Source organism: Tumebacillus flagellatus (assembly GCF_000714935.1).
Lineage (GTDB): Bacteria > Bacillota > Bacilli > Tumebacillales > Tumebacillaceae > Tumebacillus > Tumebacillus flagellatus.
Genome location: NZ_JMIR01000020.1, coordinates 82,926 through 104,687 on the forward strand (window position 1 = coordinate 82,926; position 21,762 = coordinate 104,687).

Annotated in this window: 19 protein-coding genes; 1 reads left to right on the top strand and 18 read right to left on the bottom strand. The window is 57.5% G+C overall.

Features of this window, described 5'->3' with window-relative positions; translation table 11 throughout:
• Positions 1-244 precede the first annotated feature (244 nt).
• The 5 genes from EL26_RS13785 to EL26_RS13805 form a co-directional block, all read right to left on the bottom strand.
• Positions 245-1,066 (bottom strand): dienelactone hydrolase family protein, encoded by an 822-nt coding sequence (locus tag EL26_RS13785; protein WP_038089875.1) that lies wholly within the window; start codon positions 1,064-1,066, stop codon positions 245-247.
• Positions 1,067-1,140: 74 nt separating this feature from the next.
• Positions 1,141-2,208: a GerAB/ArcD/ProY family transporter gene (locus EL26_RS13790; protein WP_038089990.1), complete on the bottom strand. Its 1,068-nt coding sequence runs from the start codon at positions 2,206-2,208 to the stop codon at positions 1,141-1,143.
• Positions 2,209-2,220: 12 nt separating this feature from the next.
• On the bottom strand, positions 2,221-2,451 hold the full coding sequence (locus tag EL26_RS13795) for a hypothetical protein (RefSeq protein WP_038089878.1): 231 nt from the start codon (positions 2,449-2,451) through the stop codon (positions 2,221-2,223).
• Positions 2,448-3,635: a Ger(x)C family spore germination protein gene (locus EL26_RS13800; protein ID WP_052036370.1), complete on the bottom strand. Its 1,188-nt coding sequence runs from the start codon at positions 3,633-3,635 to the stop codon at positions 2,448-2,450. The genes EL26_RS13795 and EL26_RS13800 overlap by 4 nt, the downstream gene beginning before the upstream one ends.
• Positions 3,635-5,176 carry a spore germination protein gene (locus EL26_RS13805; RefSeq protein WP_052036371.1) on the bottom strand — a complete coding sequence of 514 codons (1,542 nt, stop codon included), beginning with the start codon at positions 5,174-5,176 and terminating at the stop codon, positions 3,635-3,637. The genes EL26_RS13800 and EL26_RS13805 overlap by 1 nt, the downstream gene beginning before the upstream one ends.
• A gap of 475 nt (positions 5,177-5,651) precedes the next feature.
• Here EL26_RS13805 and thrS point away from each other — a divergent pair, with 475 nt between their 5' ends.
• A complete protein-coding gene (gene thrS, locus EL26_RS13810) occupies positions 5,652-7,595 on the top strand; it encodes a threonine--tRNA ligase (RefSeq protein WP_081857202.1) in 1,944 nt (647 codons plus the stop codon).
• 224 nt (positions 7,596-7,819) lie between these two features.
• Here the strand turns inward: thrS and EL26_RS13815 are convergent, their stop codons facing one another.
• The 13 genes from EL26_RS13815 to EL26_RS13875 form a co-directional block, all read right to left on the bottom strand.
• On the bottom strand, positions 7,820-8,011 hold the full coding sequence (locus EL26_RS13815; RefSeq protein WP_038089881.1) for a hypothetical protein: 192 nt from the start codon (positions 8,009-8,011) through the stop codon (positions 7,820-7,822).
• A gap of 88 nt (positions 8,012-8,099) precedes the next feature.
• On the bottom strand, positions 8,100-8,717 hold the full coding sequence (locus EL26_RS13820; RefSeq protein ID WP_038089883.1) for a GerMN domain-containing protein: 618 nt from the start codon (positions 8,715-8,717) through the stop codon (positions 8,100-8,102).
• Between the two features lie 96 nt (positions 8,718-8,813).
• Positions 8,814-10,769: an ABC transporter permease gene (locus tag EL26_RS13825; RefSeq protein WP_038089885.1), complete on the bottom strand. Its 1,956-nt coding sequence runs from the start codon at positions 10,767-10,769 to the stop codon at positions 8,814-8,816.
• Positions 10,744-11,526, bottom strand: a complete 783-nt coding sequence (locus EL26_RS13830) for an ABC transporter ATP-binding protein (RefSeq protein ID WP_038089887.1) — start codon at positions 11,524-11,526, stop codon at positions 10,744-10,746. Before EL26_RS13830 ends, EL26_RS13825 begins: the two co-directional genes overlap by 26 nt.
• A gap of 86 nt (positions 11,527-11,612) precedes the next feature.
• Entirely contained in the window at positions 11,613-12,701 is a 1,089-nt protein-coding gene (locus tag EL26_RS13835) for a sensor histidine kinase (protein WP_161780733.1), read from the bottom strand.
• 76 nt (positions 12,702-12,777) lie between these two features.
• Positions 12,778-13,494 (bottom strand): response regulator transcription factor, encoded by a 717-nt coding sequence (locus EL26_RS13840; protein WP_038089891.1) that lies wholly within the window; start codon positions 13,492-13,494, stop codon positions 12,778-12,780.
• A gap of 71 nt (positions 13,495-13,565) precedes the next feature.
• On the bottom strand, positions 13,566-13,754 hold the full coding sequence (locus tag EL26_RS13845) for a hypothetical protein (RefSeq protein ID WP_038089893.1): 189 nt from the start codon (positions 13,752-13,754) through the stop codon (positions 13,566-13,568).
• A gap of 379 nt (positions 13,755-14,133) precedes the next feature.
• Positions 14,134-15,183, bottom strand: coding sequence for a copper amine oxidase N-terminal domain-containing protein (locus EL26_RS23835; protein ID WP_052036372.1), 1,050 nt, complete (start codon positions 15,181-15,183; stop codon positions 14,134-14,136).
• A 146-nt stretch (positions 15,184-15,329) separates the two neighbouring features.
• The gene (locus tag EL26_RS23840; protein WP_052036373.1) at positions 15,330-17,885 is read right to left on the bottom strand and encodes a putative bifunctional diguanylate cyclase/phosphodiesterase; all 2,556 of its coding nucleotides are present in this window, start codon (positions 17,883-17,885) and stop codon (positions 15,330-15,332) included.
• Positions 17,886-18,043: 158 nt separating this feature from the next.
• Entirely contained in the window at positions 18,044-18,829 is a 786-nt protein-coding gene (locus tag EL26_RS13860) for a 3-hydroxybutyrate dehydrogenase (protein ID WP_038089895.1), read from the bottom strand.
• Positions 18,830-18,918: 89 nt separating this feature from the next.
• Entirely contained in the window at positions 18,919-19,920 is a 1,002-nt protein-coding gene (locus EL26_RS13865; RefSeq protein WP_038089897.1) for an extracellular catalytic domain type 1 short-chain-length polyhydroxyalkanoate depolymerase, read from the bottom strand.
• Between the two features lie 98 nt (positions 19,921-20,018).
• Entirely contained in the window at positions 20,019-20,795 is a 777-nt protein-coding gene (locus tag EL26_RS13870; RefSeq protein WP_038089899.1) for an alpha/beta fold hydrolase, read from the bottom strand.
• On the bottom strand, positions 20,755-21,759 hold the full coding sequence (locus tag EL26_RS13875) for a branched-chain amino acid ABC transporter permease (RefSeq protein ID WP_038089902.1): 1,005 nt from the start codon (positions 21,757-21,759) through the stop codon (positions 20,755-20,757). The genes EL26_RS13870 and EL26_RS13875 overlap by 41 nt, the downstream gene beginning before the upstream one ends.
• Positions 21,760-21,762 lie beyond the last annotated feature (3 nt).

Consider the following 21,762-nt stretch of genomic DNA (forward strand, 5'->3'; position numbering starts at 1 on the left):
CGTGAAGAGTATGATCTCGTGCCTGTATCGGTTCCAGTCGTCCTTCACCACCCTTTGTTTGTAGTTTATATATATGACTGAATGATCAAAACATGTTTTTATTTAAAAAAATATTATCATATCAACCAACTTTTTGGAATCCCTATTTTCTAAATATTCAAAAGGAATATACAAACAAAAAAAGCCGCCCGCATCTGCGGACGACCTCTTGCCTGCTGTTATCAATTTTGTTTGCACGCTTGCCTTACGCTTGCACCAACACCGTGCGGAAGAATTCCAGCGACTGCGCCAACGCGTCGCGCGCGGCGTCGACGTTGTAAGAAACGCGGGTGTCGTTAAAAAACGCATGACTTGCGCCCGGGTAGATTTGGTATTCGAACTCTTTGCCCGCTTCTTGCATCGCTTTGGCGTAGTCCGGAATCATCGCGTTGATGTTCGGGTCGTTTTCGCCGAAGAAGCCCAGCACCGGGCAGGAGACGTTCGCGGTGTTCTCCGGGTTCAGACGGCCGTAGAACACGATCGCGCCGCCCAAGTCGGTCTGATTCGCCAGCGCTGCAGAGAGCATGCCACCCATGCAGAAGCCGACGGAGCCGACTTTTTGCCCAAAGCTGTGTTCGTAGGTCTTCAAGAAATCAACGGTGCCCTGCAGAATCGAGAGGAACACCGGACCGTTCGCCGCCATGCCGCCAAACAGCGCCATCATCGTTTCCGAAACTTCCGTGCGGGTCGGCTCCGGCAGTTTCGCCAGTTCTGCGGCACGCTGTTCTTCATCAAACCATGCGCCGTGCGGAAGGGAATCGAGGAATTTCTTCGCCGCTTCGATGCGGTTCTCTTCCAGACCCGGTTTGCGCTTGCCGCCCTCTGCGTAGAGATCCGGCGCCACCGCGAGATATCCCGCTTCGGCAAAACGGCGTGCCACATGACGGATGTGCTCGTCGGTGCCCCAAATCTCTTGAATCACCACGACGACCGGAAGCGGAGTCTTGGCATTCTCCAAGCGCGCGGTGTACAGGCTGATCTGTTGGCCGCCCTGTTCCACTTGCAGCCATTCGGTATGTAACGTCATCAGTCTCTTCCTCCCTCATGGTTGTACTCTTTTTAGAATGCCATAAACTCCCTGCGTCGTGTTTGTCGATTGTGTTACGAAAGTTGATTTTTTCGCGGTCGAAGAAACAGCAAGAGCAACAGCGGCACCAGCACGCCGTACACCGCCATGACGGCCGGCCACGCGTAGTTGAGTTTCAGCAATTGGATCGAGTTTTCAAAAAACCACATCGAACACGTCATCGCCATCGCGCCCACCCCGGTCGTCAGCCGTTGGGCGGACGCGCTCGGGAACACGCGGTGCAGGCCGTGCGAGACGATGTACACCCCGTAGCCGATCTTGGTGACGATCGAAGGCAGCCAAATCGAAATGACGGCGATGTCAAAACGGTCCAAGAAGTCGGTGATGCGAATCTGGCGGATCAACTCGATGTTCGGATACATAAACCGGGAGCCGATGTGCGGTCCCAACGTCAACAAGTCCAACGCGATGAGCAACGTCAAGAAAAACACGCCGCCGCCAAGCCCGATCAGCCCGTTGCGCATGTTGAAGATCTTATAAGGCAGGATGAACGGCAAGATCAGGATTTCGGTCAGATAGCCAAACGCCATCCACCCGCTTTTCAGCACTTGCGGAATTCCGCTGTCCAAGACCGGTTTGAAGTAGCGCGGCTCAAACTCCTTGGCGGTCAACAGCGGCAACGTCAACACGACGAGCAACAGCAGCGGCAGGTACAACTCCGTGATGCGCCCGAGCATCTCGATCCCGCCGCGGGCAATGAAAACGATCGTGACGGCGACGAGGAGCGAGATTGCCATCAGCGGCGTTTTTTGCAGGAGCTGGATGTTCACGAAGTCGGTCAACATCCGCAAGTCGCGGCACAAGATGAAAAAAATCAACAGCGTGTACAGAAGCACGACGCCTCGCCCTGCCACCTTGAAGCGGCGAACCAACGCTTCATAGAGGTCAGACCCTTCAAAGCGCTTGGACACCCGAATCAACATCCACAAACACACCGCCACGACCGCGCCTGCCAGCAGATACACCAACCAGGAATCTTGCCGGGAGAGGCCCATCAGTTGGGCCGGGAGAGAAATCAAGGTCGCGTCGAAGCTGATGCCCGCTCCCATCCACATCGCTTGACGTTTTGAGATCCGTTCCATAAGTGCGCTCCTTTACTCCCCGCTCACATTCAAAAGCGCGACCGGGGCCAGCAAGTGTTCCAGCCACGTCGACGGCCGCACGGGGGTTGCGACCGCTCCGAGATAGATCCAGATGCAGCAGGAGAGCCCCAGCATGGAAAAGTAGAGCAGGCGCGTGCTGCCGGGCTCTCGTTTGATCAACCGCCATTCCAGCAGGAGGACGAGTCCGATCGTCAGAATCGCTTGCACGATCACGGTGTTCATCGCTTGATCTCCCCTTCCTTGTACCCGAACGGCAAATTGATCGAGCCCGTGTGCACGATGTGAATCTGCGAAATCACCTCGACGCTCATCGCTTCATAATGCGATTGCCAGTCTTGGCGGAGCTTTTTCCATTGATCCGGGAATTCGCGGTAGACAGTGTCGCCAAAGCCGATCGGGTCGGATTGGTACTCCTTGCGCAAGAGATCGATCGTGTGCAGGATCGTTTTTTGCATCTGGAGGTCCAGTTGCATCTCCAGCGCTTCCAGATTCGATTGCGCCGTCATGTCATAGTCGGACGAGTTTTCCAGCACCGACCCTCTGCCGCGAATCTTCAAGCGCATCTTGAGTTTGCCGCCCTGAAACTCCGGATGGATGTCGGTGTCCACGTTTTGCAAGAGAACGGAGATTTCCCCCTTCCCTTTGGGGGCTGGCAAGACGTATAGAGGTTGCAGCGCTTGGTTCATGACGACGAGCATGCCTTTGGAGTCGTCTTCGTTCAAGATTCCGGCGAGTTTCCCTTCTTTGAAGACCGCCATGCCGCTGAGTTTGATCGTGGTTTTTTCCTTGCCGGAGCCGGATTGCGTTTTGGCGACTTCAAACGCGGGGGCGATCGGATCGATGCCGTCGGAGAGCAACGTTTCGATGAAGTGTTTTGCCGTGCGCGGTTTGCGCATTGAATTCTGCGCCAGTTCGCGCATCATCTCCGCCGGAAACTGCTCGATGCTCTGCTCGGTGTTCAGCACGTTGCGCGTCTCGCCCTTCGTGATCATCACAAACGTGCCGAGGCGGTTTTGCGGGATGCGGGCGATGATGTCCATGTATTGCTTGACGCCTTCGCGTGCCGCTTCTTCGCCGATCAACAGCACGCGGCGGTGTGCGTAATACAGTTGGCGGGACAGCGAACTCTGCTGCTTCTCGTTGGCTTCGCGAACCGTTTTGCCCGTCATCGATTCCACGTACCAAGATTTCTCCCCTGACGTGCCGCCCCCGCCGCCGCTGCCTCCGATGCCGCCGAGTTGGCTGGGCAGCGGCACTTGGATCGAGACGCGGTAGTTGTCGCCGACCTTGTCAAATCCCGTGGCCATCACAAACGCCACGTCGTTGATTTCGCGGCGGTCCCAACAGCCGGCGAGCACCAGCGGCGCGAACAGGAACCCCGCCAGCCACGCGCGTTTGGCTTTCATCAGGCATCGCCTCCCGATCCGTTTTCAGGCGACGGTTTGAGCGAGCGCAGGCGTTTGCGGTTTTTTTTCGAAAACGTGCTGGGGCGCTTGGTTTGGTTCCACCACGGCGTGCGCACCAGGATGTCTTTGAGTTCCGTTTTGTTAAACGGAGTGATGCCGGAGAGGTACGGCACGCCAAACGAGCGCAAATGGCAGAGATGCACTGTCAACAGCATCGTGGCGATCACCAATCCGAAGACGCCGAACAACCCCGCCGCCACCATCATCGGAAAGCGCAGCATCCGCACGGCGATGGAAGCGTTGTAACGGGGAATCGTAAACGACGCGATCCCGGTCAGCGAGACGATGATGACCATCGGCGCCGAGACGATCCCCGCCTGCACCGCCGCTTGCCCGATCACGAGCGCCCCGAGGATGGAGACGGCTTGGCCCACCGTCTTCGGCAAGCGAATCCCCGCTTCCCGCAACGCTTCAAACGCGATCTCCATGATAAACGCCTCCACGATCGCCGGAAACGGAATGCTCTCCCTCGCCGTCGCGACCGAAAGCAACAAACTCGTCGGCAGCATGTCTTGGTGAAACGTCGTCACGGCGATATAGAGCGCCGGCAAATACAGCGCGAGGAACAAAAACACATACCGGAGCCACCGGAGCAAATTCGCGACGATGTAGCGTTCGTAATAATCTTCGCTCGCTTGCAAAAACTGCCAGAACGTCACCGGCCCGGTCAGCACAAACGGCGTCCCGTCGACGAAGATCGCAAACCGCCCCTCCAACAGCTGCGCGGCGATCGTGTCCGGCCGCTCGGAGTACTGCATCTGCGGAAACGGCGAATAGGGCTGGTCTTCGATAAATTCCTCGATGTACGCGCTCTCCAGCACCCCGTCGATTTTGATGCGCTCCAGCCGTTTGTGCACCTCTTCGATCACGGCGGGGTCGACGAGGTTCTCCATATAGCACAACAACACCCGCGTCTTGGTGTGTTCCCCGATCGAGAACGACCGGGTTTTCAGCGACGCGGACTTGATCTTAAAGCGCAACAGCCCGAGGTTGACGGAAAGGCTTTCCGTAAATCCTTCACGCGGCCCGCGAATCACCGCTTCGGTCGCCGGTTCTTCCACCCCGCGCCGCGTGCCTCCGGTCGCGCTTAAGATCAGCGCTTCGGGGCACCCGTCGAGAAACAGCACCGCGTTGCCGTCGAGCACGGCGTTGATCGCGTCTTGCTGCTTGTCGATTTTCAGCACTTGTGAAAGTGTGATCACGCGTTGCTCCAAGTCTTGCGTGCTGGTTTCGTCCACTGCGTCCAGCCTTTTTACATGGAGCAACAACGGCTTCAGCGCGTTCTCATGCAGGTCATCCGCTTTGATCAACGCGTCCAAAAACACCAGAAAAGCCCGTTCCTGTTCAAATTCGATCTCGCGAAACACAAGGTCAGAGCAGTGCTTGAACGCATTGACAAACAGCTCGTGATTCTCCTCCAGCGCAGAAGAGAGTTTTTCATCACCCGTATGGGATTTGCGTATCGAGGAAGATTGGGTCATCTCGCCCACCCTTTTCTGAGAGGAAGTCAAGGGGATTATTCCCAACCCGCTGGAAAAACATGCTCAAAAATAGGCTTGCTTTTCCTTCTCAAATGCTCTATAGTGACTCCTAGCAGGTTTGCTGGTTTTGATGATGAAAAAGCCTCGACCGAGGACAACGCTCTCAGGCGAAGACCCTCCAGAGAGAGAATGCCACAGGCTGCAAGCATTCTCGGACCCTGGCCTTGGAGATACCCCCTTGGTAGCTGTTTGAACCAACCCGGCGCTGATTGTTTTTGGGTCGCGATTCGGAAGTAATTCAAACCGGTTCCCCGCCGTTATCGGGTACTGAGGGTTTGCAGTGTTTGTTAGTGCCTTTTGGCCTGCCTGCAAATTGAATCAAGGTGGTACCACGTGAGCATACGCTTTCGTCCTTGCAGAGTTGTTCTGCATCGGGACGGAGGCGTTTTTTTATTTCCCAAAGGAGGTTGCAAGCATGTCGAACGCAGTACAAGAAATGATTCAAATTCAACTCAAAGACGGCTCGGTCAAGGAGTTCGCGTCCGGCACGACCCTGCTGGACATCGCAGGTTCGCTGTCTTCGAGTCTCAAGAAAAACGTCGTGGTGGGCAAACTCAACGGCAAATTGGTCGACCTGACCACTCCGGTCACCGAAGACGCGAAAGTCGAGCTCTACACCTACGAAGACGAGGAAGGCGTTGACACCCTCCGCCACTCTTCCGCGCACTTGATGGCGCAAGCGGTCGCCCGCCTCTGGCCGGACGTGAAGTTCGCCATCGGTCCGGTGATCGAAGACGGTTTCTACTACGACTTCTCCGGCCGTTCCTTCTCGCCGGACGACCTTCCGAAAATTGAAGCGGAGATGGCGAAGATCGTCAAAGAAGACCTGCCGATCCGCCGCGAAGAAATTTCCCGCGAAGCTGCTCTCAAAATGTTCGAAGAGCGCGGCGACAACTTCAAAGTGGAGATCATCCGCGATCTGCCGGAAGACACCGTGCTCTCGATCTACCACCAAGGCGAGTTCACCGACCTCTGCACCGGCCCGCACTTGCCGTCGACCGGCCGCGTGAAGCAGTTCAAACTGCTCTCCATCGCAGGCGCGTACTGGCGCGGCAACTCGGAAAACGAAATGCTCCAGCGCATCTACGCGACCGCATGGCCGAAGCAAGCGCAACTGGACGAATACCTGCAGCGCCTCGAAGAAGCGAAGCGCCGCGACCATCGCCGCATCGGCAAAGAGCAGCGCCTGTTCACCTCCGTCAAGGAAGTCGGCCAAGGTCTGCCGCTCTGGCTCCCGAACGGCGCGAAGATTCGCCGCTCCATCGAGCGCTACATCGTCGACCTCGAAGAAAGCCTCGGCTACGATCATGTCTACACCCCGCATCTCGGATCGGTGGATCTGTACAAAATCTCCGGTCACTGGGATCACTACCATGAAGACATGTACCCGCCGATCAAGCTCGACAACGAAGAGCTCGTGCTGCGCCCGATGAACTGCCCGCACCACATGATGGTGTACAAATCCGACATGCACTCCTACCGCGACCTGCCGATTCGCATCGCGGAACTCGGGATGATGCACCGCTACGAAGCGTCCGGCGCGCTCTCCGGCCTGCAGCGCGTGCGTGCGATGACCCTGAACGACGCGCACATCTTCTGCCGTCCGGATCAAATCAAGCAAGAGTTCAAGAAAGTCGTCCAGCTCGTTGAGCGCGTCTACAAGGACTTCAAGATCGAAAGCTACAAATTCCGCCTCTCTTACCGTGACCCGAACAACACCGAGAAGTACTTTGCGGACGACGAGATGTGGGAAAAAGCACAAGCGATGCTGAAAGAAGCGATGGACGAACTCGGCGTCGAGTACTTCGAAGCAGAGGGCGAAGCGGCGTTCTACGGCCCGAAGCTCGACGTGCAAGTCAAGACCGCGATCGGCAAAGAAGAAACCCTCTCCACCGTCCAGCTCGACTTCCTGCTTCCGCAGCGCTTTGAACTGGAATACATCGGCGAAGACGGTCAGAAGCACCGCCCGGTCGTCATCCACCGCGGCATCGTCTCCACGATGGAGCGCATGACCGCGTACTTGATCGAAGTGTACGAAGGCGCGTTCCCGACCTGGTTGTCTCCGGTGCAAGCGCGCGTCATGACGATCTCGCAAAACCAAGTGGAGTACGCGGAACAAGTGGTGGAGTACCTGCGCTCCAAGAAAATCCGCGCCGAACTCGACGTTCGCAACGAGAAGATCGGCTACAAGATCCGCGAAGCTCAAGTCGGCAAAATTCCGTTCATGCTCGTCATCGGCGGCCAAGAAGCGGAGAACGCTTCCGTCTCCGTCCGCCAGCGCGGCGAAGGCGACAAAGGCGTCATGAAGTTTGAAGAAGCAGCTCAGTTGATCCTCGAACAGATCGAATCGAAGAACTAAGCTTTCGAAAAAAGCCTCGGGTCGCGCCGCCTAGCGCGTTCCGGGGCTTTTTTTGTGAATCGAAGAGCGAAATACACCCCTTAAAAAGAGCCTCCGTGTGCGTCCGGCATCATCCGAGACCTTTTTTGCGAGTCGACTCGCGAAGTCTTATCCACCAAAAAGCCCCGGGCGCATTCAGCGTCATCCGGGGCTTTTTGGGGGAATTCGGTGTGCGGCGTCGCGGGTCAGCGACCCCACCATTTTTGCCACAGAGACTTCTTGCGGCGTTTGTGACGTTCTGCGCGGCTCAAGGTCGGAAGCGGCTCTTGGCGCGGGTGAAACCGGCCGTCGGTCGCGGCTTGTTCCGAACCGTGGAGGGCTTGCAATTCCTCTGGTGTGATGCGATCTGCGTCGTTGACGGCGAGTAGGTCCTTCACGTTTCGTCCCCCTAAGCGGAACCGACAAGTTTAGCTTAGAGGTATTCTAACACTTGGCAGTTCCCCCCATCAAGCAAACGTTCTCCCGCTAGCGGCGGAATCCGTCCTTCACCACCAACTGCGTCAACACGTCCGCATCTTTTCCGTTGATCTGGTACTTGATCTTGCTGACATTTTGGAAGTCGGCAAACATCGTCTGGTTGACCGAATCGACGAACATCGTCTCCGTCGTGCTCCCTTGCAGCCGGGTCACTTCGTCGTTGAAATTCAGCGTCAGAACGCCGTTCTCCACCGTCGCCCCCAGCAGTTCCACTTTCGCCGGAACGGTGGCGATCGTCTGCGCCTGCGGGTTCGACTCTTTCAACAACCCGAAGATCACTGCGGCCCGCTTGGAGTCGCTCGCCATCTTGGCGATCGTCACCGTCTCTTTGACGAGCTTGGTGGCGTTCTGGTCCGATTTGTAGACGGCAACTTGGACTTGGTCGGCAGGCGGGACATCCGGCCCCTTCTGCACCGGAGCCGGTTCCGTCTGGGCCGGCGGCGGGTTCGGGATGACCGCCGAGTTGGAGGGCGGCTGGCTGGTGCCGGACCCTTGGGACGACTGGTCGGGCGGTGTCCAATCCTTCACATCTTTGGAATTGGAAGTCTGGCTCCCGCACCCGGCCAGCGTGAGGGCGAGCAACAACGGCAAGATGATTTTTTTCATATTCAAACACTCCTCGTTTCGCAGGTTGCTGTAGTCAATTCTTGCCCTATTCGACGTAAACATGCTGCGAAACGTTTCAAATCTCCGCGAAAAAATTCATCTCCAGACCTGACGCAGATACCGCACCCGCGCCGCCAGATAATACGCCAAGAAGCAGAGAATCGAGATGCCCACGACGAGGAAGTACGACTGCCACACAGCGCCTTCCACCGCCAGCAGGTTCATAAAGTCTTTCATCGCCACCGTCGAGTGCAACACGGCGACGGCAAACGGCACGAAGAACAACAGCATCAGTTCCACGCTCAACACGCGGCCCGCTTCTCCCCGCTCAAACCCAAGCCTGCGCAGGGACGCGAACTGACGAGCGTCTTCCTCTTGCTGCGCGAACAAGCGGAAGTAGATCGCCGAGCAAGACGCGAGGAAGAACAGCGTGGAGACGAACAGTCCGGCAAACTCCATCACTTCCAACACTTGGTGCACGCGGTCAAACACCGTTTGCGTGTCGGTGACGAACGCGCGTCCTTGCTTCACGTCGTCCGCAGCCAGTTCGTACACAGCGTTCATCGCCGGTTTGATCTCTTGCCAGTTCGACACTTGCCAGCCCGCGCTCGTCCAGAGACTCTCCGGCAGGGCGGCAGCTTTGACTTTTTGGAAGTCAACATCTGCCATCACCAGCACGAAATCGCTCGGCATCGACGATTCGGTGTTGAACGTGCGGGCATCATACTGACCGTCGATTTTCATATTCCACGTCGAAGCGCCGCTTTGGACCACCACGTCATGGCGCGGGTACAAGTCTTCCTTCAAGGCGATGGGGTAGGACACGATCAAGCGAGGTTCCCCAGGGGTTGCCGGAGCCGGCAGTTTGTAATAGTCGCGCAAGTTCTCGTGCGCCTGCATGATGTGTTTCGTCCACGAATCGAAATCTTCTTGACGCATCGCCCAAACCCGATTGGGCTTGGAACCGTCCGCCGCTTGCACGTTGACGAGGACCATCGGCGCTTGCAGTTCGTCGCTCGCGTCAAACCCGTTGCTTCGCAAAATCTCCCGCACTTTCTCCGGTTTCGCGGCGAGGCGGTCCGCCTGCGCTTCTTGGTAGATCACGTTCACGGAAACCGGATGAACCCGCGCCGTGTTCAACTCGTTGATCGACTGCGTGCCGGTCACGGCTCCCATCCCGGTGAGGACGATGGCGCAAAGCACCGTCACCAGCGTCAACATCCGGGCGTGATCCGTGATCCGGTACGTCAAACGCGAGACGACCAGCAGCGCGAGACCGCTCAACGGGCGTTTGCGAAGCGCCGTCAACACCCAGACCAGCGCTTGCGAGAACAGGAAGTACGTCCCCACTCCGATCAGAATCAAAATCGGGAAGAACGTATAGGTCAGAGCCAAACTCCAGAACACCGCCAGATAATAGGCAGCGCCCAGCGAGAGAACCGCCAGCAACACGCGCCACAGCGACGGCTTCGGCGCTTTTTGCCGGGTGCGGGCGCCGAGGATCAGCGCTTTCGGCGTGCGAAGCGACATCCGGACGGCGAGATAGAGGCTTTCCAAAACAAACACCGCGCCAAACAACAACAGGGTCGATCGGAACACCGCGCTCGGCAGCGCAAACGGAATCGGTTCGGAGACGGAAATGATGTTGCCCATCGCGAGCAGGAACATTTTCCCGAAGATCAGTCCGAGACCGATGCCGATCGTGAGGGCAGCGGCTCCGAGCAACAAGCCTTCGACGAAGATCATCCGTCCGACTTGAGCGGGTGTCATGCCAAGCGTCAGAAACAGCCCGAACTCCCGGTTCCGGTAGCGCATCATCGAACTGTGGAAGAACACGATGAACACGACGGCAAACGCCCCGACGATGTATCGGAATGCGTCAATGATGTACCGCACGTTGGCGTTCATATGCCCTTCTGCCACATACGGATTGTGAATGAACAGCGCGAAGATAAAAAACACCGTGACCGCAAGCGATGCCGACGCCAGATACCCGGCATAACGGCGAGCGTTTCGCCAGCCGTTTTTAAAGGCGAGCCGACGCCATTCCATGCGCGCTCCCCCCTTCCAGCACCGCCAGCGTGTCGAGGATTTTTTGGAAGAAAGCTTGGCGGTCGCCCACACGGTCGATCTGCGTGTACACTTGACCGTCCTTGATAAACACCACACGCTTGCAGAAGCTCGCCGCAAACGGGTCGTGCGTCACCATCAAGATCGTCGCCTGCCGCTCGTCGTTAAGCTTCTGAAACACGTCGAGCAGCGCGCGCGCCGAAGCCGAGTCGAGGTTCCCCGTCGGTTCGTCGGCGAGCAAGAGGCTCGGGTTGTGCACGACGGCGCGCGCCACGGCGGTGCGCTGTTGTTGACCACCGGAGACTTCATACGGGTATTTGTGCATCTGCTCGTGCAACCCGAAGTAGCCGAGCAGATTCTGCACGCGCTCCAAGACGGGACGCCCCTTCTGCCCGTCGAGGGTCAGCGGCAGGCCGACGTTCTCGGCGAGGGTGAGCGTGTCGAGCAAGTTGAAGTCTTGAAAGACAAAACCCAACTGGCGGCGGCGGAACAGAGCGAGTTCCTTGGAACTCATCCGGTTGACGTGATGTCCGTTGATTTCCAGTTCGCCGCCCGACGGTTTGTCGATGCCGGCGAGCAAGTTCAAGAGCGTCGTCTTGCCGCTGCCGGACGGCCCCATCACGCCGACGAACTCTCCTTTTTCCACTTCGAGGTTGATGCCGTTGAGGGCGCGGGAGAGCACGCCCCCGGCTTTGGCGCCGTAGACTTTGGTCAACGAGCCGGCTTTTAAGATCGTCATGTTTGCATTCCTCCTGACTGACTGCTTTCTACAGCCAGTATCGCACGCACCGACCTCTCCCTGCCCGCTCGCAACCTTACACGACCTTACAGAGTTGTCATGTTTCGCGCCACTTCGTAATAGCCGGACTTCGCAAGGCGCAGCGTCACCGTGGTGCCCTCGCCTTCCACCGAGTGCAGTTCGACGGTGTGGCCCAGTCGCTGTGCGGCGGTTTTGACCAAGTACAGCCCCATGCCGGTCGCCCGTGAGTGCGTGCGCCCGTTGCGGCCGGTGTAGAACGGTTGAAACACATAGCGGACATCTTCCGCCGGGATGCCGATGCCAAAGTCTTGAAACTGCACCTCCACCGCGTCTTCCCCGTCTCGAACACGCAGCCAAAACGACCCCGGCACGCGCTGGCCTTCCGCTGTCTTCGAGCCGTACTGCAACGCGTTGCGGACGATCTGGTCGCAGAGGAAGCCGAACCACTTGAGATCGGTGCGCACGAACACTTCCTCGCGGTCGCATTCGATCTTGGGAAACAGCCGGTAGCGAATCCATTCGGTCTTATGCTCGTTGATGATGCCGCGCAAGAGCGCGAGCAGTTCCACCGTCTCCATGCGGGAATCGAGCGAGAACTCGTGCAACCGCGCCGTCTGAAGCATCATGTTGATCGACTGATCAAGCCGGTTGCGCTCTTCTTGCAAACTCGCGGCGATGCCCGGCTGTCCCTCGCCTTGCAGTTCACCCTCCAACAGTTGTATGACGGTGAGCGGCGTTTTCATCTGGTGCGCGAATCGGTTGACGAACAGTTCGGTAAACTTGCGCTGTTCTTCAAGACCGCGCAGTTCTTTCTCGTAGGAATAGTAATAGGCGTGCAACAGGTCTTGCAGGGCGCGCTGCTCTCTGGTGCGCGCATCGTCAAGAGTCAGTGCTTCTTCCAACACCCTCTCTCCGTCAAGCCTCGCGTTGACGGCAAGGTAAAACGGACGGCGCTGCCAGTAGTCGATGCCGAGATGGAGAACCAGCGGAAACAGGCCCAGCCCCGCTCCGTAAAGCAAGATGGCAAGCGAGTAGTTAACATGTCGAGACGTTATGTAAAGGCAAAACAGCGCAAGCAACAAGCAGATGCCGACCAACCAGAACAGGATCAAGCGCGCTTGATCGAGCAGATAATCCCGCAGGGTCAGCTTCATGCCGCTCGCCCGCTTTCCAGCAATCGCCCTGCCAACCATCGTCCCGACCAATTTCGTCCTTCCTGCGCTTCCATCTTCATGCGCCTCCTTCCACTTCCAAGCGGTAGCCCTGTCCGCGCACGGTGACAATCGCCGTCGGCAGCCCCAACTCCTCCAGTTTGCGGCGCACGCGGGCGACGTTGACGGTCAGCGTGTTGTCGTCCACGAACTGCGTATCGTCCCACAGGGCGCTCAACAAGTCTTCGCGCGAAACCACTTTGCCCTCTGCGCGGATCAGTTTTTTCAGAAGTCCGGCTTCCGTGCCGGAGAGCGACAGGACGGTGTCGCCGGAAGTACGCGGGCAACGGATCGTATGGCGGTGCGCGTCCAAGATCAAACCCTGAAATTCGGTTTCTTCGTCGCCCGCGGCAGGTTCTGCGTATTCGCCGTACGTGCGCCGAAGCAGCGCGCGCAGTTTTGCCATCATCACCTCCGGGTGAAACGGTTTCGTGAGGTAATCGTCACCGCCGCTCTCCAGCGCCAACACCATGTCCATCTCGCCGCTGCGGGCGGAGAGGAACACGATCGGCACTTTCGATTGCTGACGAATGCGGCGGCACCAGTAGAATCCGTCGTAGTACGGCAAATTGATATCAAGCAGCACGAGATGCGGCTTGCACGCGAGCACCTCGGCGTCGATGCTCTCCAAACGAGCGATCAGCGACACCTCGAATCCGAAGCGCTCCAATTGCGTTTGCAACAAGTCCGCAAGCTTTTGATCATCTTCGACAATGCAAATTTTGTAAGGTTCCATACCTCCAAGTATAGCAAAAAAACAAGAGGAGAGAGCGACCCTCTCTCCTCTTGCTTCTCTCTTCATCCCCGTTAGATGTCATAACGGTTGCGGTGCTCCACCAAGTCGATTGCCCCCAATACCACATGCGCCAGACCAAAACCTGCAATTCCCCAAGCGATCGCCGGGTCCACCTTCTTGGTCGCGCGCAGTGCAACGCCTGTGGTCGTGACTACAGTGCCCAATACCGTCGGGATCAACCCTTCACGCACATTGTTCATGCAGCACAGCCCCCTTTGGATGTCAGAGTTCCCGACTAGTGTCTTCCAACGGAGCCGTTCTATGCGCCGAACGGCGTCTCAGCGCGATAACCCGTAGCGCTCCAACGCCTGTTGCAACGTGGCTTTCGTTACCACGCGGTCGGTTACTTTCACGCGACTGCCCCGCCCTCCCGCCGCCTCGCAGCTGCACAACCCGTTCGCCCCGGCGTTGTCGAGTGCGATTGTGCGCGTCCCCCCGATTTCTTATGTACGACTGAGGCGGGAAACTAGTCCCCGGATTTCCAAGGAAATGAGATTATTCGCACAAATCGCCAAAAAAGAGCGCTCCGCGTCGGTTTTCGCCGAGGAGCGCTCTGGTTTTACTGTCTTAGACAAGGGCTTACTGGGGAAGGACCCACGATTGAGCCACGGAGATCAGTTGTTTTTTTACCGCGGCCGGATCGGCGTCTTGATTGGCGTAGGCGGTCGACAGCGTGTACGCGAGGCACATGTCGTTGCCGCTGTCGGGGCCGAGCAGCACGAGCCAGTATTCATGCGTCACCGTGTCATCGTTCGAAGCCGCCGGCATCGTGCGCTCCACGTCGAGCAACGTCGCTTGGCCCGCCGGAAGTTTGATTTCTTCCCGGCTTTTGACGATGGCGTGATTTCCGACGACGCCGTTCACATCGTTGACCCCGTCCGACTTGACGACGTTCAACGTTTCCAGGCGCAGGTTGACTTTGTCCGACAGTTTTTCATAGGACGGGGAGCTGATTTTCTTGCCGGTCGGCAACGTGAGTTCCGTCGTCCACTTCACTTGTTGCGGCGTGTCGGGGGATGCCGGAGCTTCGCCGATGGTAGAGACCAGCCAGCGGTTGTCGTAGCGATGGACGGTCAGAACGACGCTCGCCTGCCCCGCCGGGCCGGTCGATGTCGCGTAGTTCATCACGACGCGGTAGGTATAGGTGTTGTCATCCACTTGCTGTTCGTCGGTCAGTTCATACCCGTCCACCCACGGCGAGGACACGCCGGTCACCCAGTTACCGCCCGGCCCGAAGTTGGTGCCGTTCTTCTCGCGCAGTTCCGGCGACCAGACTGCGAATTGCTCCGCGCCGTTGCGATGTTGAACGCCCTCCGCCCACGTCTTGGCAGCCTGTTTCGGCGTGGTCGGAGCCAGCGCGTCCTCTAACAGCTGCACTTGAAGTTGGAGGAGCTTGGCGTTCGTGTTGTCGACGATCACTTGTTGCTGTTCGCCGTCCCATTTCACGTCTGCGCCCAAGCTTTCCGCGATCGCGCGAATCGGTGCGTAGGTGACATCGCCCTTCATCTCCAACGGTTGGTCGATCGTCTTGCCGTTGACGATCAGTTTCAGCGGGGTTGCCGCAAACGCGGTGGTGGCCAGCACGCATAGCAGAACTCCGGACATCAAGAAAGCGGTACGTTTTTTCATGGAATAAGTTCTCCCTTCGGTTGTTAACTGCTTGTTATTCAATTAGACGCAAGACGAGATTGCTAGGTTTCACGATTTCAAACTATTTTTGCAAGAAAAAAACCCGCGCAATCGGCGGGTTTTGTCTGATGCAGCAGAGGATGGTGCTACGCGCTCTGGTAGTAGAGCGACTTCTTCTCATAGAGCAGTTGCGCCACTTCATGCGCCGGAACCGGACGGGAGAACAGGAAGCCCTGCATCTCGTTGCAATGTTGGTTGCGCAGGAATTCGAGTTGCGCTTCGCTCTCAACCCCTTCGGCAACGACGGTGAGCTTCAAATTGTGCGCCATCGCGATAATCGCGGTGACAATCGCCGCATCGTCCGAATCGCCGGGGATGTCGCCGACGAAAGAGCGGTCGATTTTCAGCGTGTCGATCGGGAACTTCTTGAGGTAGTTCAGCGACGAATAGCCCGTCCCGAAATCGTCGATGGAAAGTTGGACGCCGAGGTTTTTCAGCGCGTGCAGCTTGTCGATGGCGTGGTTGGCGTTTTTCATCGCCAACGTCTCCGTGATCTCCAAGTGCAGGTACTGCGGGTCCAGACCCGTCTCTTCCAGAATCTCCGCCACCGTGTCGACCAAGTTCGGCTGTTCAAACTGGCGGGCGGAGAGGTTGACGGCGACCTTGATCGGCGGGAACCCGGCCTCTTGCCACGCTTTGTTCTGGATGCATGCGGTGCGCAAGACCCACTCGCCGAGCGGCACGATCAACCCGACGCTCTCCGCCACCGGAATGAATTGTCCCGGCGGCACCAGTCCGCGTTCGGGGTGCTGCCAGCGAATCAACGCTTCCGTGCCGATGATGTGTCCGGTTTCGATGTCCACTTGCGGCTGGTAGAACAGCACGAATTCTTCATGATCGAGCGCGTGGCGCAGCGCCTTCTCGATTTCGAGCTGTTCGAGGATCATCTGGTTCATCTCCGGCGTGTAGAACTGGAAGTTGTCTCGTCCGCCCTCTTTCGCCGAGTACATCGCCGTGTCGGCGTTGCGCAGCAGCGTTTCGGCGTCGGTGCCGTCTTGCGGGTAGACGGAAATCCCGATCGACGCGGTGACGAGGAATTCGCGGCCCTCGAACAGCAGCGGGGTTTCAAACAGCTTCAACGCCTGCTGGGCGAGTTTGGCCGCATCCTCGGGGGATTCCAAGTCGGGCAGCAACATCGCGAACTCGTCGCCGCCCATGCGGGCGAGCAAGTGGTTTTCCGAGAGGGATTCCAGCAAGCGGCGGGACACTTCGCGCAGCAAGCGGTCGCCGGTGGCATGTCCCATCGAATCGTTGACGTTCTTGAAGCGGTCGAGGTCCAAGAACATCACGCCCACTTTGCTTTCGGTGATCTGCGCCATGTTCAGGGCTTGTCCCAGCACATCGGTGAAGTGCTTGCGGTTCGGCAAGTTCGTCAAGTCGTCATGATACGCCATGTGTGTGATCTGACGCTGCGAACGGTCTTCCACTTCCGAAATCAGATTGCGCATCTTGACCGTCATCACGTTGATGTGCTCGGCAAGCCACCCCAGTTCGTTGTTCTCGTGGATTTCCAATTGCCCGCTGAGGTCGCCCTCGGAGACGCTCTGCATGAACGCCTGCATCTCGTTGAGCGGCTTGAGGCGGCGTTGGGCGATGAAGCGCACCATGAAGTAGATGGCGAAGAACGACACTACAAACGAGAGCAACAGCACGAAGAGAAAGCGCAGTTCCAACGCTTGCTGCTTGTCCGTGTTGGTGACGATCACAATCGCGCGCGAATCGGAGAGCGGAATGTAGAACTTCTGGAGTGCCCGGCCGTCCTTGGTGAAGTCCACGCGCTTCTCTTTGTTGTCCTTGAGCAATTCGCTGAGCATCTTGTGGTCTTCCGAAAGCTCCAGCGAGTTGCGTCCGTAGAGAATCGGCAGGTCGGTGTCAGGAGACGTGACCAGGTTGTCTTCGCCCTTGAGATACGCCGGGACGTTGATGACGCCGATCTCCTCAATCGAGGAGTTCTGTTTCGTGATCCGGTCGATCATCTGTGTCGGACCGGTTTGGAATTCCAAATAGAGAATGTCTTGGTCCATCACATACGGGTTGATCATAAACGGCGTAGATCCGTCATCGTAGTACGCGTACTTGTAATAATGGTGATTCCACTCGGCTTTCGAGATCGGACCGGCCCAATAGTGCTCGTCCGAATAGCCCATGTTCACATCGACTTTCTGGCCGGCCATCAATTGATTAAACGCAGTGTACCATTCGCCCCAATCCTTGGTGTTCAGCCCGATTTCGCTGACGTCGGACGATTGGACGATCTTGATGTCCGCGCCCTCCTTCACAAACAGCGAAATCCCGTTCAGCCCCCACTCATCCCGCAAGCGGAGCAGATCGTTGCGGGTGATCTGCTGCAAGGTCTTGCCTTGCAGTTCCTTGGATATCGCCTTTGAAGCGGTGAGCAATTGCATGTCGATCAAGTGCTCGGTGATCTTCGTGGATGCGTTGGTCGATTCCATCGCGTTCGTGATGACTTCTTTCGTCGACTGCACATCGGCGTTCAACTGCTCCTCCATGCCGACCTTAAAATACAACAACGTGATCACAGTCGTCAGGACTCCGACGATGCTTAACGCAATCGCAATTCTCTTCAAGATCTGCGAGGTGAGCATTCGACGCTTGTTTGGCAGGACTGCAGTACCTTTCATCTCCCGGCTCCCCCATTTCTTGACGCTTCTCTCTATTTAGCCTAAATTAATATTTTTCTTTAATTTTACCATCACTCGCGTTTGCATTCAATATATCTTACGCACAAAAAAAGTCACCAAGGGAAAAATCTTCTTGGTGACGAATGAGCCGTTCTGTATTATTGAGCGGTATATCCGCCGTCGATGACCACCGCTTGCCCGGTGATCGAGCGGCCCTTCTCGCTGGCGAGAAACACGGCGTATTCGGCGATCTCTTCCGTGTCGAGCAAGCGGCGCTGCGGAACCAGCGGGTAGATGACTTCCTCCAAGACGTTCTCCAGTTCCACGCCGCGCGTGCGGGCGAGATCTTGCAACTGGTTGCGCACCAGCGGCGTGTCCACATAACCGGGGCAGAGCGCGTTGACGGTGATGCCCAGCGGCGCGCCTTCAAGCGCGGCGACTTTGGTCAGGCCGATCACGCCGTGCTTGGCGCTGTTGTAGGCGGCCTTGCCCGCGAACCCGACCAGGCCGTTGATCGAAGCCATGTTCAGCACACGGCCGTAGCCTTGGGCCTTCATGATCGGCCATGCGTGCTTCACGCCATAGAACGGGGCGGTCAACATGAGTTTGATCAACAGCTCGAACTTCGCAGACGGGAATTCTTCAATCGGTGAGACATGCTGCATCCCCGCGTTGTTGACAAGGATGTCGAGACGGCCGAATTCGGCTGCGGTGCGCTCGATCGCCGCTTGCACTTGCCCTTCGTCGGTCACGTCGCACGCGAGGGCGAGCGCTTCAAATCCCGCGTCGCGCAATTCGGCGACCGCCGCTTCCGCCGCGTCGAGACGCAGGTCGGCGATGGCGACTTTGGCTCCCTCTTCCGCAAATTTGCGGGCGATGGCAAATCCGATGCCGCTGGCCGCACCGGTGATCAAAGCAGAACGAGTGGCAAGTTGTTGGGTCATGGATGATTCCTCCTATAAGTGGTTTCCAAACAACAGAACGGACAAGACCGGGGGATGCCCGGCCGTGTCCGAATCTGGTTGTTTCTCGCTTAGTGGGTGGTGAAGAAGTCCCACATGATCCGGGTTGCATCCGGACCTGCCGGGTCGGTGTAGCTGCCTGCGCTGCTGCCGCCGGACCACGCGTGGGTCATGCCGGTTACTTTGTAGTATTGCATCAACTCGGCACCGCTTTTGTCTTTGTAGACATACTTGGTGTAACTGCGGCCGCCGGTAACCGTACCGGTGGTCGTGACATCCGCCGTCGCGTCAACCGAATCGTTGTCCAAGCCGTCGTCAATGTAATCGTTCGTTTGCGCCCATTGGCCGATCACTTGCGTCGCGTTGACCGGATAGACCGTGGTGTCGCTGGTGCCGTGGAAGACAATCACCGGCATGCGGTGTTTGCGCGAACCCATTTCGTAGTACGCATCATACCCGGTGTAGTACGGGTCCGGGCCGCCGTACGTCATCGCGCTGATGCCGCCTAACGCCGTATCCGCCGCGTTGTACTCCACGCCCGCCGAGATGCCGATGGCGTGGAACACGTCCGGATACGTCGCCCCCAAGATGGAAACCATGCCGCCGCCTGCGGAGAGCCCCGCCGCGTAGACTTTGCTGCTGTTGATTTTGTAAGAAGCTTTGACGTTGTCGACCATGCCTTTGATGATGTCCGCTTCGCCCGCTGCGCCGCGGTGCTGGTTGTAGTCATAGAACCAGTTCCAGCACATGTTGGTATTCGCCCAGTAGTTCATCTCCGGGTACAGCACGATGAAGCCCTTCTCTTCTGCAAGCGCATTCATGCGCGTCCCGGCAGCAAAATCGTCCGGGTTTTGCAGACAGCCGTGCACCATGACCATCAACGGCACGGTGGCGGCGCCGGTGTAGGTGCTCGGCACGTAGACTTTGTAGTAGAAGTTGCTTCCGTAGTAATACTCTGTGAAGGTCCCGGTTCCTGCGTACGATGCTTTCGGCGTCATCGAAACGAACGCCGAGAGAAACACGAGGACCAGCGCAAGGATGCCCAGCTTGTGAAACACGTTTTGTCTCTTCATCAAAATCCCTCCCTCTGTTTTTATCAGATTTTAATGAACTTTCAAACTCACTCTACCAAACGGTTGTTACAAGACAGTTACACAAAAAAAAGGGGGGCTCAAACCCCCACTTTTTCCTGCACCCAAGCCTTGAGGTCCGCCAGCAAGCGTTCCGGCGCTTCAATGTTCGGTGAATGGCCGATGCCTTCGTAGAACAGAATCTCGCTGCCCGGAATGCTGTCCTTCGTGCGCTGCGTCATCTCAAGCGTGATCAGCGAATCCTGCGTGCCGAACACGATCAGCGTCGGCACGTTGGTGTTAGCCAAGAGCGGACGGTAATCGGTCTCGCCAAGCGACGTATAATTCGGAACGCACGTGGGACCTGCGATCATCGCGTCGTCGACCAGCGTTTCGAAGAACTCGCCGCTCGCCTTCGTGGGAATCACCGCCGCCAGCGACATCTTCATGAGGTTGCGGTCTTGGATCATCATCTCGATGAGCGGTTTGCGCTCTTCCGGCGTGACCAAGCCTTCTGCCGGAGCGGAGTTGATCAGCACCATCCCCTCCAACAACTCAGGCGCGGTGACCGCCAACTGCATCGAGACTGCGCCGCCCAGAGAGTGTCCGACGACGGTGACTCTTTTCAAGCCGAGTTGTTCGAGCAGCCCTTGCACGTCGGCCGCGTACTGCGCAACGGAGTTGCCGCCCGCCGGTTCGCTTTGGCCGCAGCCGCGCAAGTCGAGGCGCACGACGGTGAATTGTTCCGCGAGCGGTGCGAACAGATCGTCCCACCAGCGCGAAGAAGCGACGTTGCCGTGGATCAGGACCAGCGCGTGTTCCCCGCTGCCCGCTTGTTCATAGTACAGATTCGCGCCGTTTACTGTCAGATGCGGCATGGCGAGATCCCCCTTTGTACCTCCATTTGTCGCGAATCGTCCCGAGAATCCCCTTGGGGAAGAACATGACGATCACGATGTACAAAATTCCGAAAAACAGCAACCAACGCTCCAAGAACGGATACTGCGTCGAGAGCGACGACAACCATTCATGCGCGAACGTGATGACGCCCGCCCCGACAATCGGGCCGAACAGCGTGCCGACACCGCCGACGATCGTCATCAAGAGCGCGTCGATCGTGCGGTCCATCGCAAACACATTGGTGTTGACGTACTTTTGCAACACCGTCCACAGCCCGCCCGCCATCGCCGCGACGCAGCCGGAGATCATCAGCGAAGCCAGTTTGTAGCGCAGGACGTTATAGCCGAGCGACTCCACGCGTTGTTCATTCTCGCGGATCGCTTGCAAGGTCCGGCCGAACGGCGAGTTGACCACTCGGCGCAAGAACAAGTACATCACCGCCAAAAACGCGAGCGCAATGAAGTAAAATTTCACACGGTCATTGAAAAATGTCGGCACGCGGACATACGCGATGCCGTCGCCGCCGCCGGTGAAGGAACTCCATTTTTCCGAGATGATGAAGAACAGTTGGGCAAACGCCAAAGTGATCATCGAGAAATAGACGTCCTTGACCCGCAGCGACAAAAACCCGATGATCAGCGCGATCACAGCCGCTCCGACCACAGCGATCAAAATCGCCGCCCAGATCAAGTTCGGCTGCTTGGTTTTGGAGAGCAAGATGCCGACGGAATAAGCGCCAAGACCGAAGAAGATCGTATGACCGAACGAGACGATGCCGGTGTAGCCGAGCAGCAAGTCGTAACTCATCGAGTACACCGCCATCAAAAACACCGATATCAGCATCGTCAGCAGAAATTTCGAAGAAGAGACGAACGGGACCAAGCACAGCGCGACCAACACGAAGCCGAGCCAAAGGTTGTTATTGAAAAGTTTCGCTCTCATGCC

Excerpts from the sequence above, each read along its gene's own strand:
- EL26_RS13795 (WP_038089878.1), bottom strand. The coding sequence starts at position 2,451 with ATGAACACCGTGATCGTGCAAGCGATTCTGACGATCGGACTCGTCCTC.
- EL26_RS13835 (WP_161780733.1), bottom strand. The coding sequence starts at position 12,701 with ATGAAGCTGACCCTGCGGGATTATCTGCTCGATCAAGCGCGCTTGATC.
- EL26_RS13790 (WP_038089990.1), bottom strand. The coding sequence starts at position 2,208 with ATGGAACGGATCTCAAAACGTCAAGCGATGTGGATGGGAGCGGGCATC.
- EL26_RS13785 (WP_038089875.1), bottom strand. The coding sequence starts at position 1,066 with ATGACGTTACATACCGAATGGCTGCAAGTGGAACAGGGCGGCCAACAG.
- thrS (WP_081857202.1), top strand. The coding sequence starts at position 5,652 with ATGTCGAACGCAGTACAAGAAATGATTCAAATTCAACTCAAAGACGGC.
- EL26_RS13800 (WP_052036370.1), bottom strand. The coding sequence starts at position 3,635 with ATGAAAGCCAAACGCGCGTGGCTGGCGGGGTTCCTGTTCGCGCCGCTG.
- EL26_RS13805 (WP_052036371.1), bottom strand. The coding sequence starts at position 5,176 with ATGACCCAATCTTCCTCGATACGCAAATCCCATACGGGTGATGAAAAA.
- EL26_RS13825 (WP_038089885.1), bottom strand. The coding sequence starts at position 10,769 with ATGGAATGGCGTCGGCTCGCCTTTAAAAACGGCTGGCGAAACGCTCGC.
- EL26_RS13840 (WP_038089891.1), bottom strand. The coding sequence starts at position 13,494 with ATGGAACCTTACAAAATTTGCATTGTCGAAGATGATCAAAAGCTTGCG.
- EL26_RS13865 (WP_038089897.1), bottom strand. The coding sequence starts at position 19,920 with ATGAAGAGACAAAACGTGTTTCACAAGCTGGGCATCCTTGCGCTGGTC.
- EL26_RS13830 (WP_038089887.1), bottom strand. The coding sequence starts at position 11,526 with ATGACGATCTTAAAAGCCGGCTCGTTGACCAAAGTCTACGGCGCCAAA.
- EL26_RS13875 (WP_038089902.1), bottom strand. The coding sequence starts at position 21,759 with ATGAGAGCGAAACTTTTCAATAACAACCTTTGGCTCGGCTTCGTGTTG.
- EL26_RS13845 (WP_038089893.1), bottom strand. The coding sequence starts at position 13,754 with ATGAACAATGTGCGTGAAGGGTTGATCCCGACGGTATTGGGCACTGTA.
- EL26_RS13820 (WP_038089883.1), bottom strand. The coding sequence starts at position 8,717 with ATGAAAAAAATCATCTTGCCGTTGTTGCTCGCCCTCACGCTGGCCGGG.
- EL26_RS13870 (WP_038089899.1), bottom strand. The coding sequence starts at position 20,795 with ATGCCGCATCTGACAGTAAACGGCGCGAATCTGTACTATGAACAAGCG.
- EL26_RS23835 (WP_052036372.1), bottom strand. The coding sequence starts at position 15,183 with ATGAAAAAACGTACCGCTTTCTTGATGTCCGGAGTTCTGCTATGCGTG.
- EL26_RS13860 (WP_038089895.1), bottom strand. The coding sequence starts at position 18,829 with ATGACCCAACAACTTGCCACTCGTTCTGCTTTGATCACCGGTGCGGCC.
- EL26_RS23840 (WP_052036373.1), bottom strand. The coding sequence starts at position 17,885 with ATGAAAGGTACTGCAGTCCTGCCAAACAAGCGTCGAATGCTCACCTCG.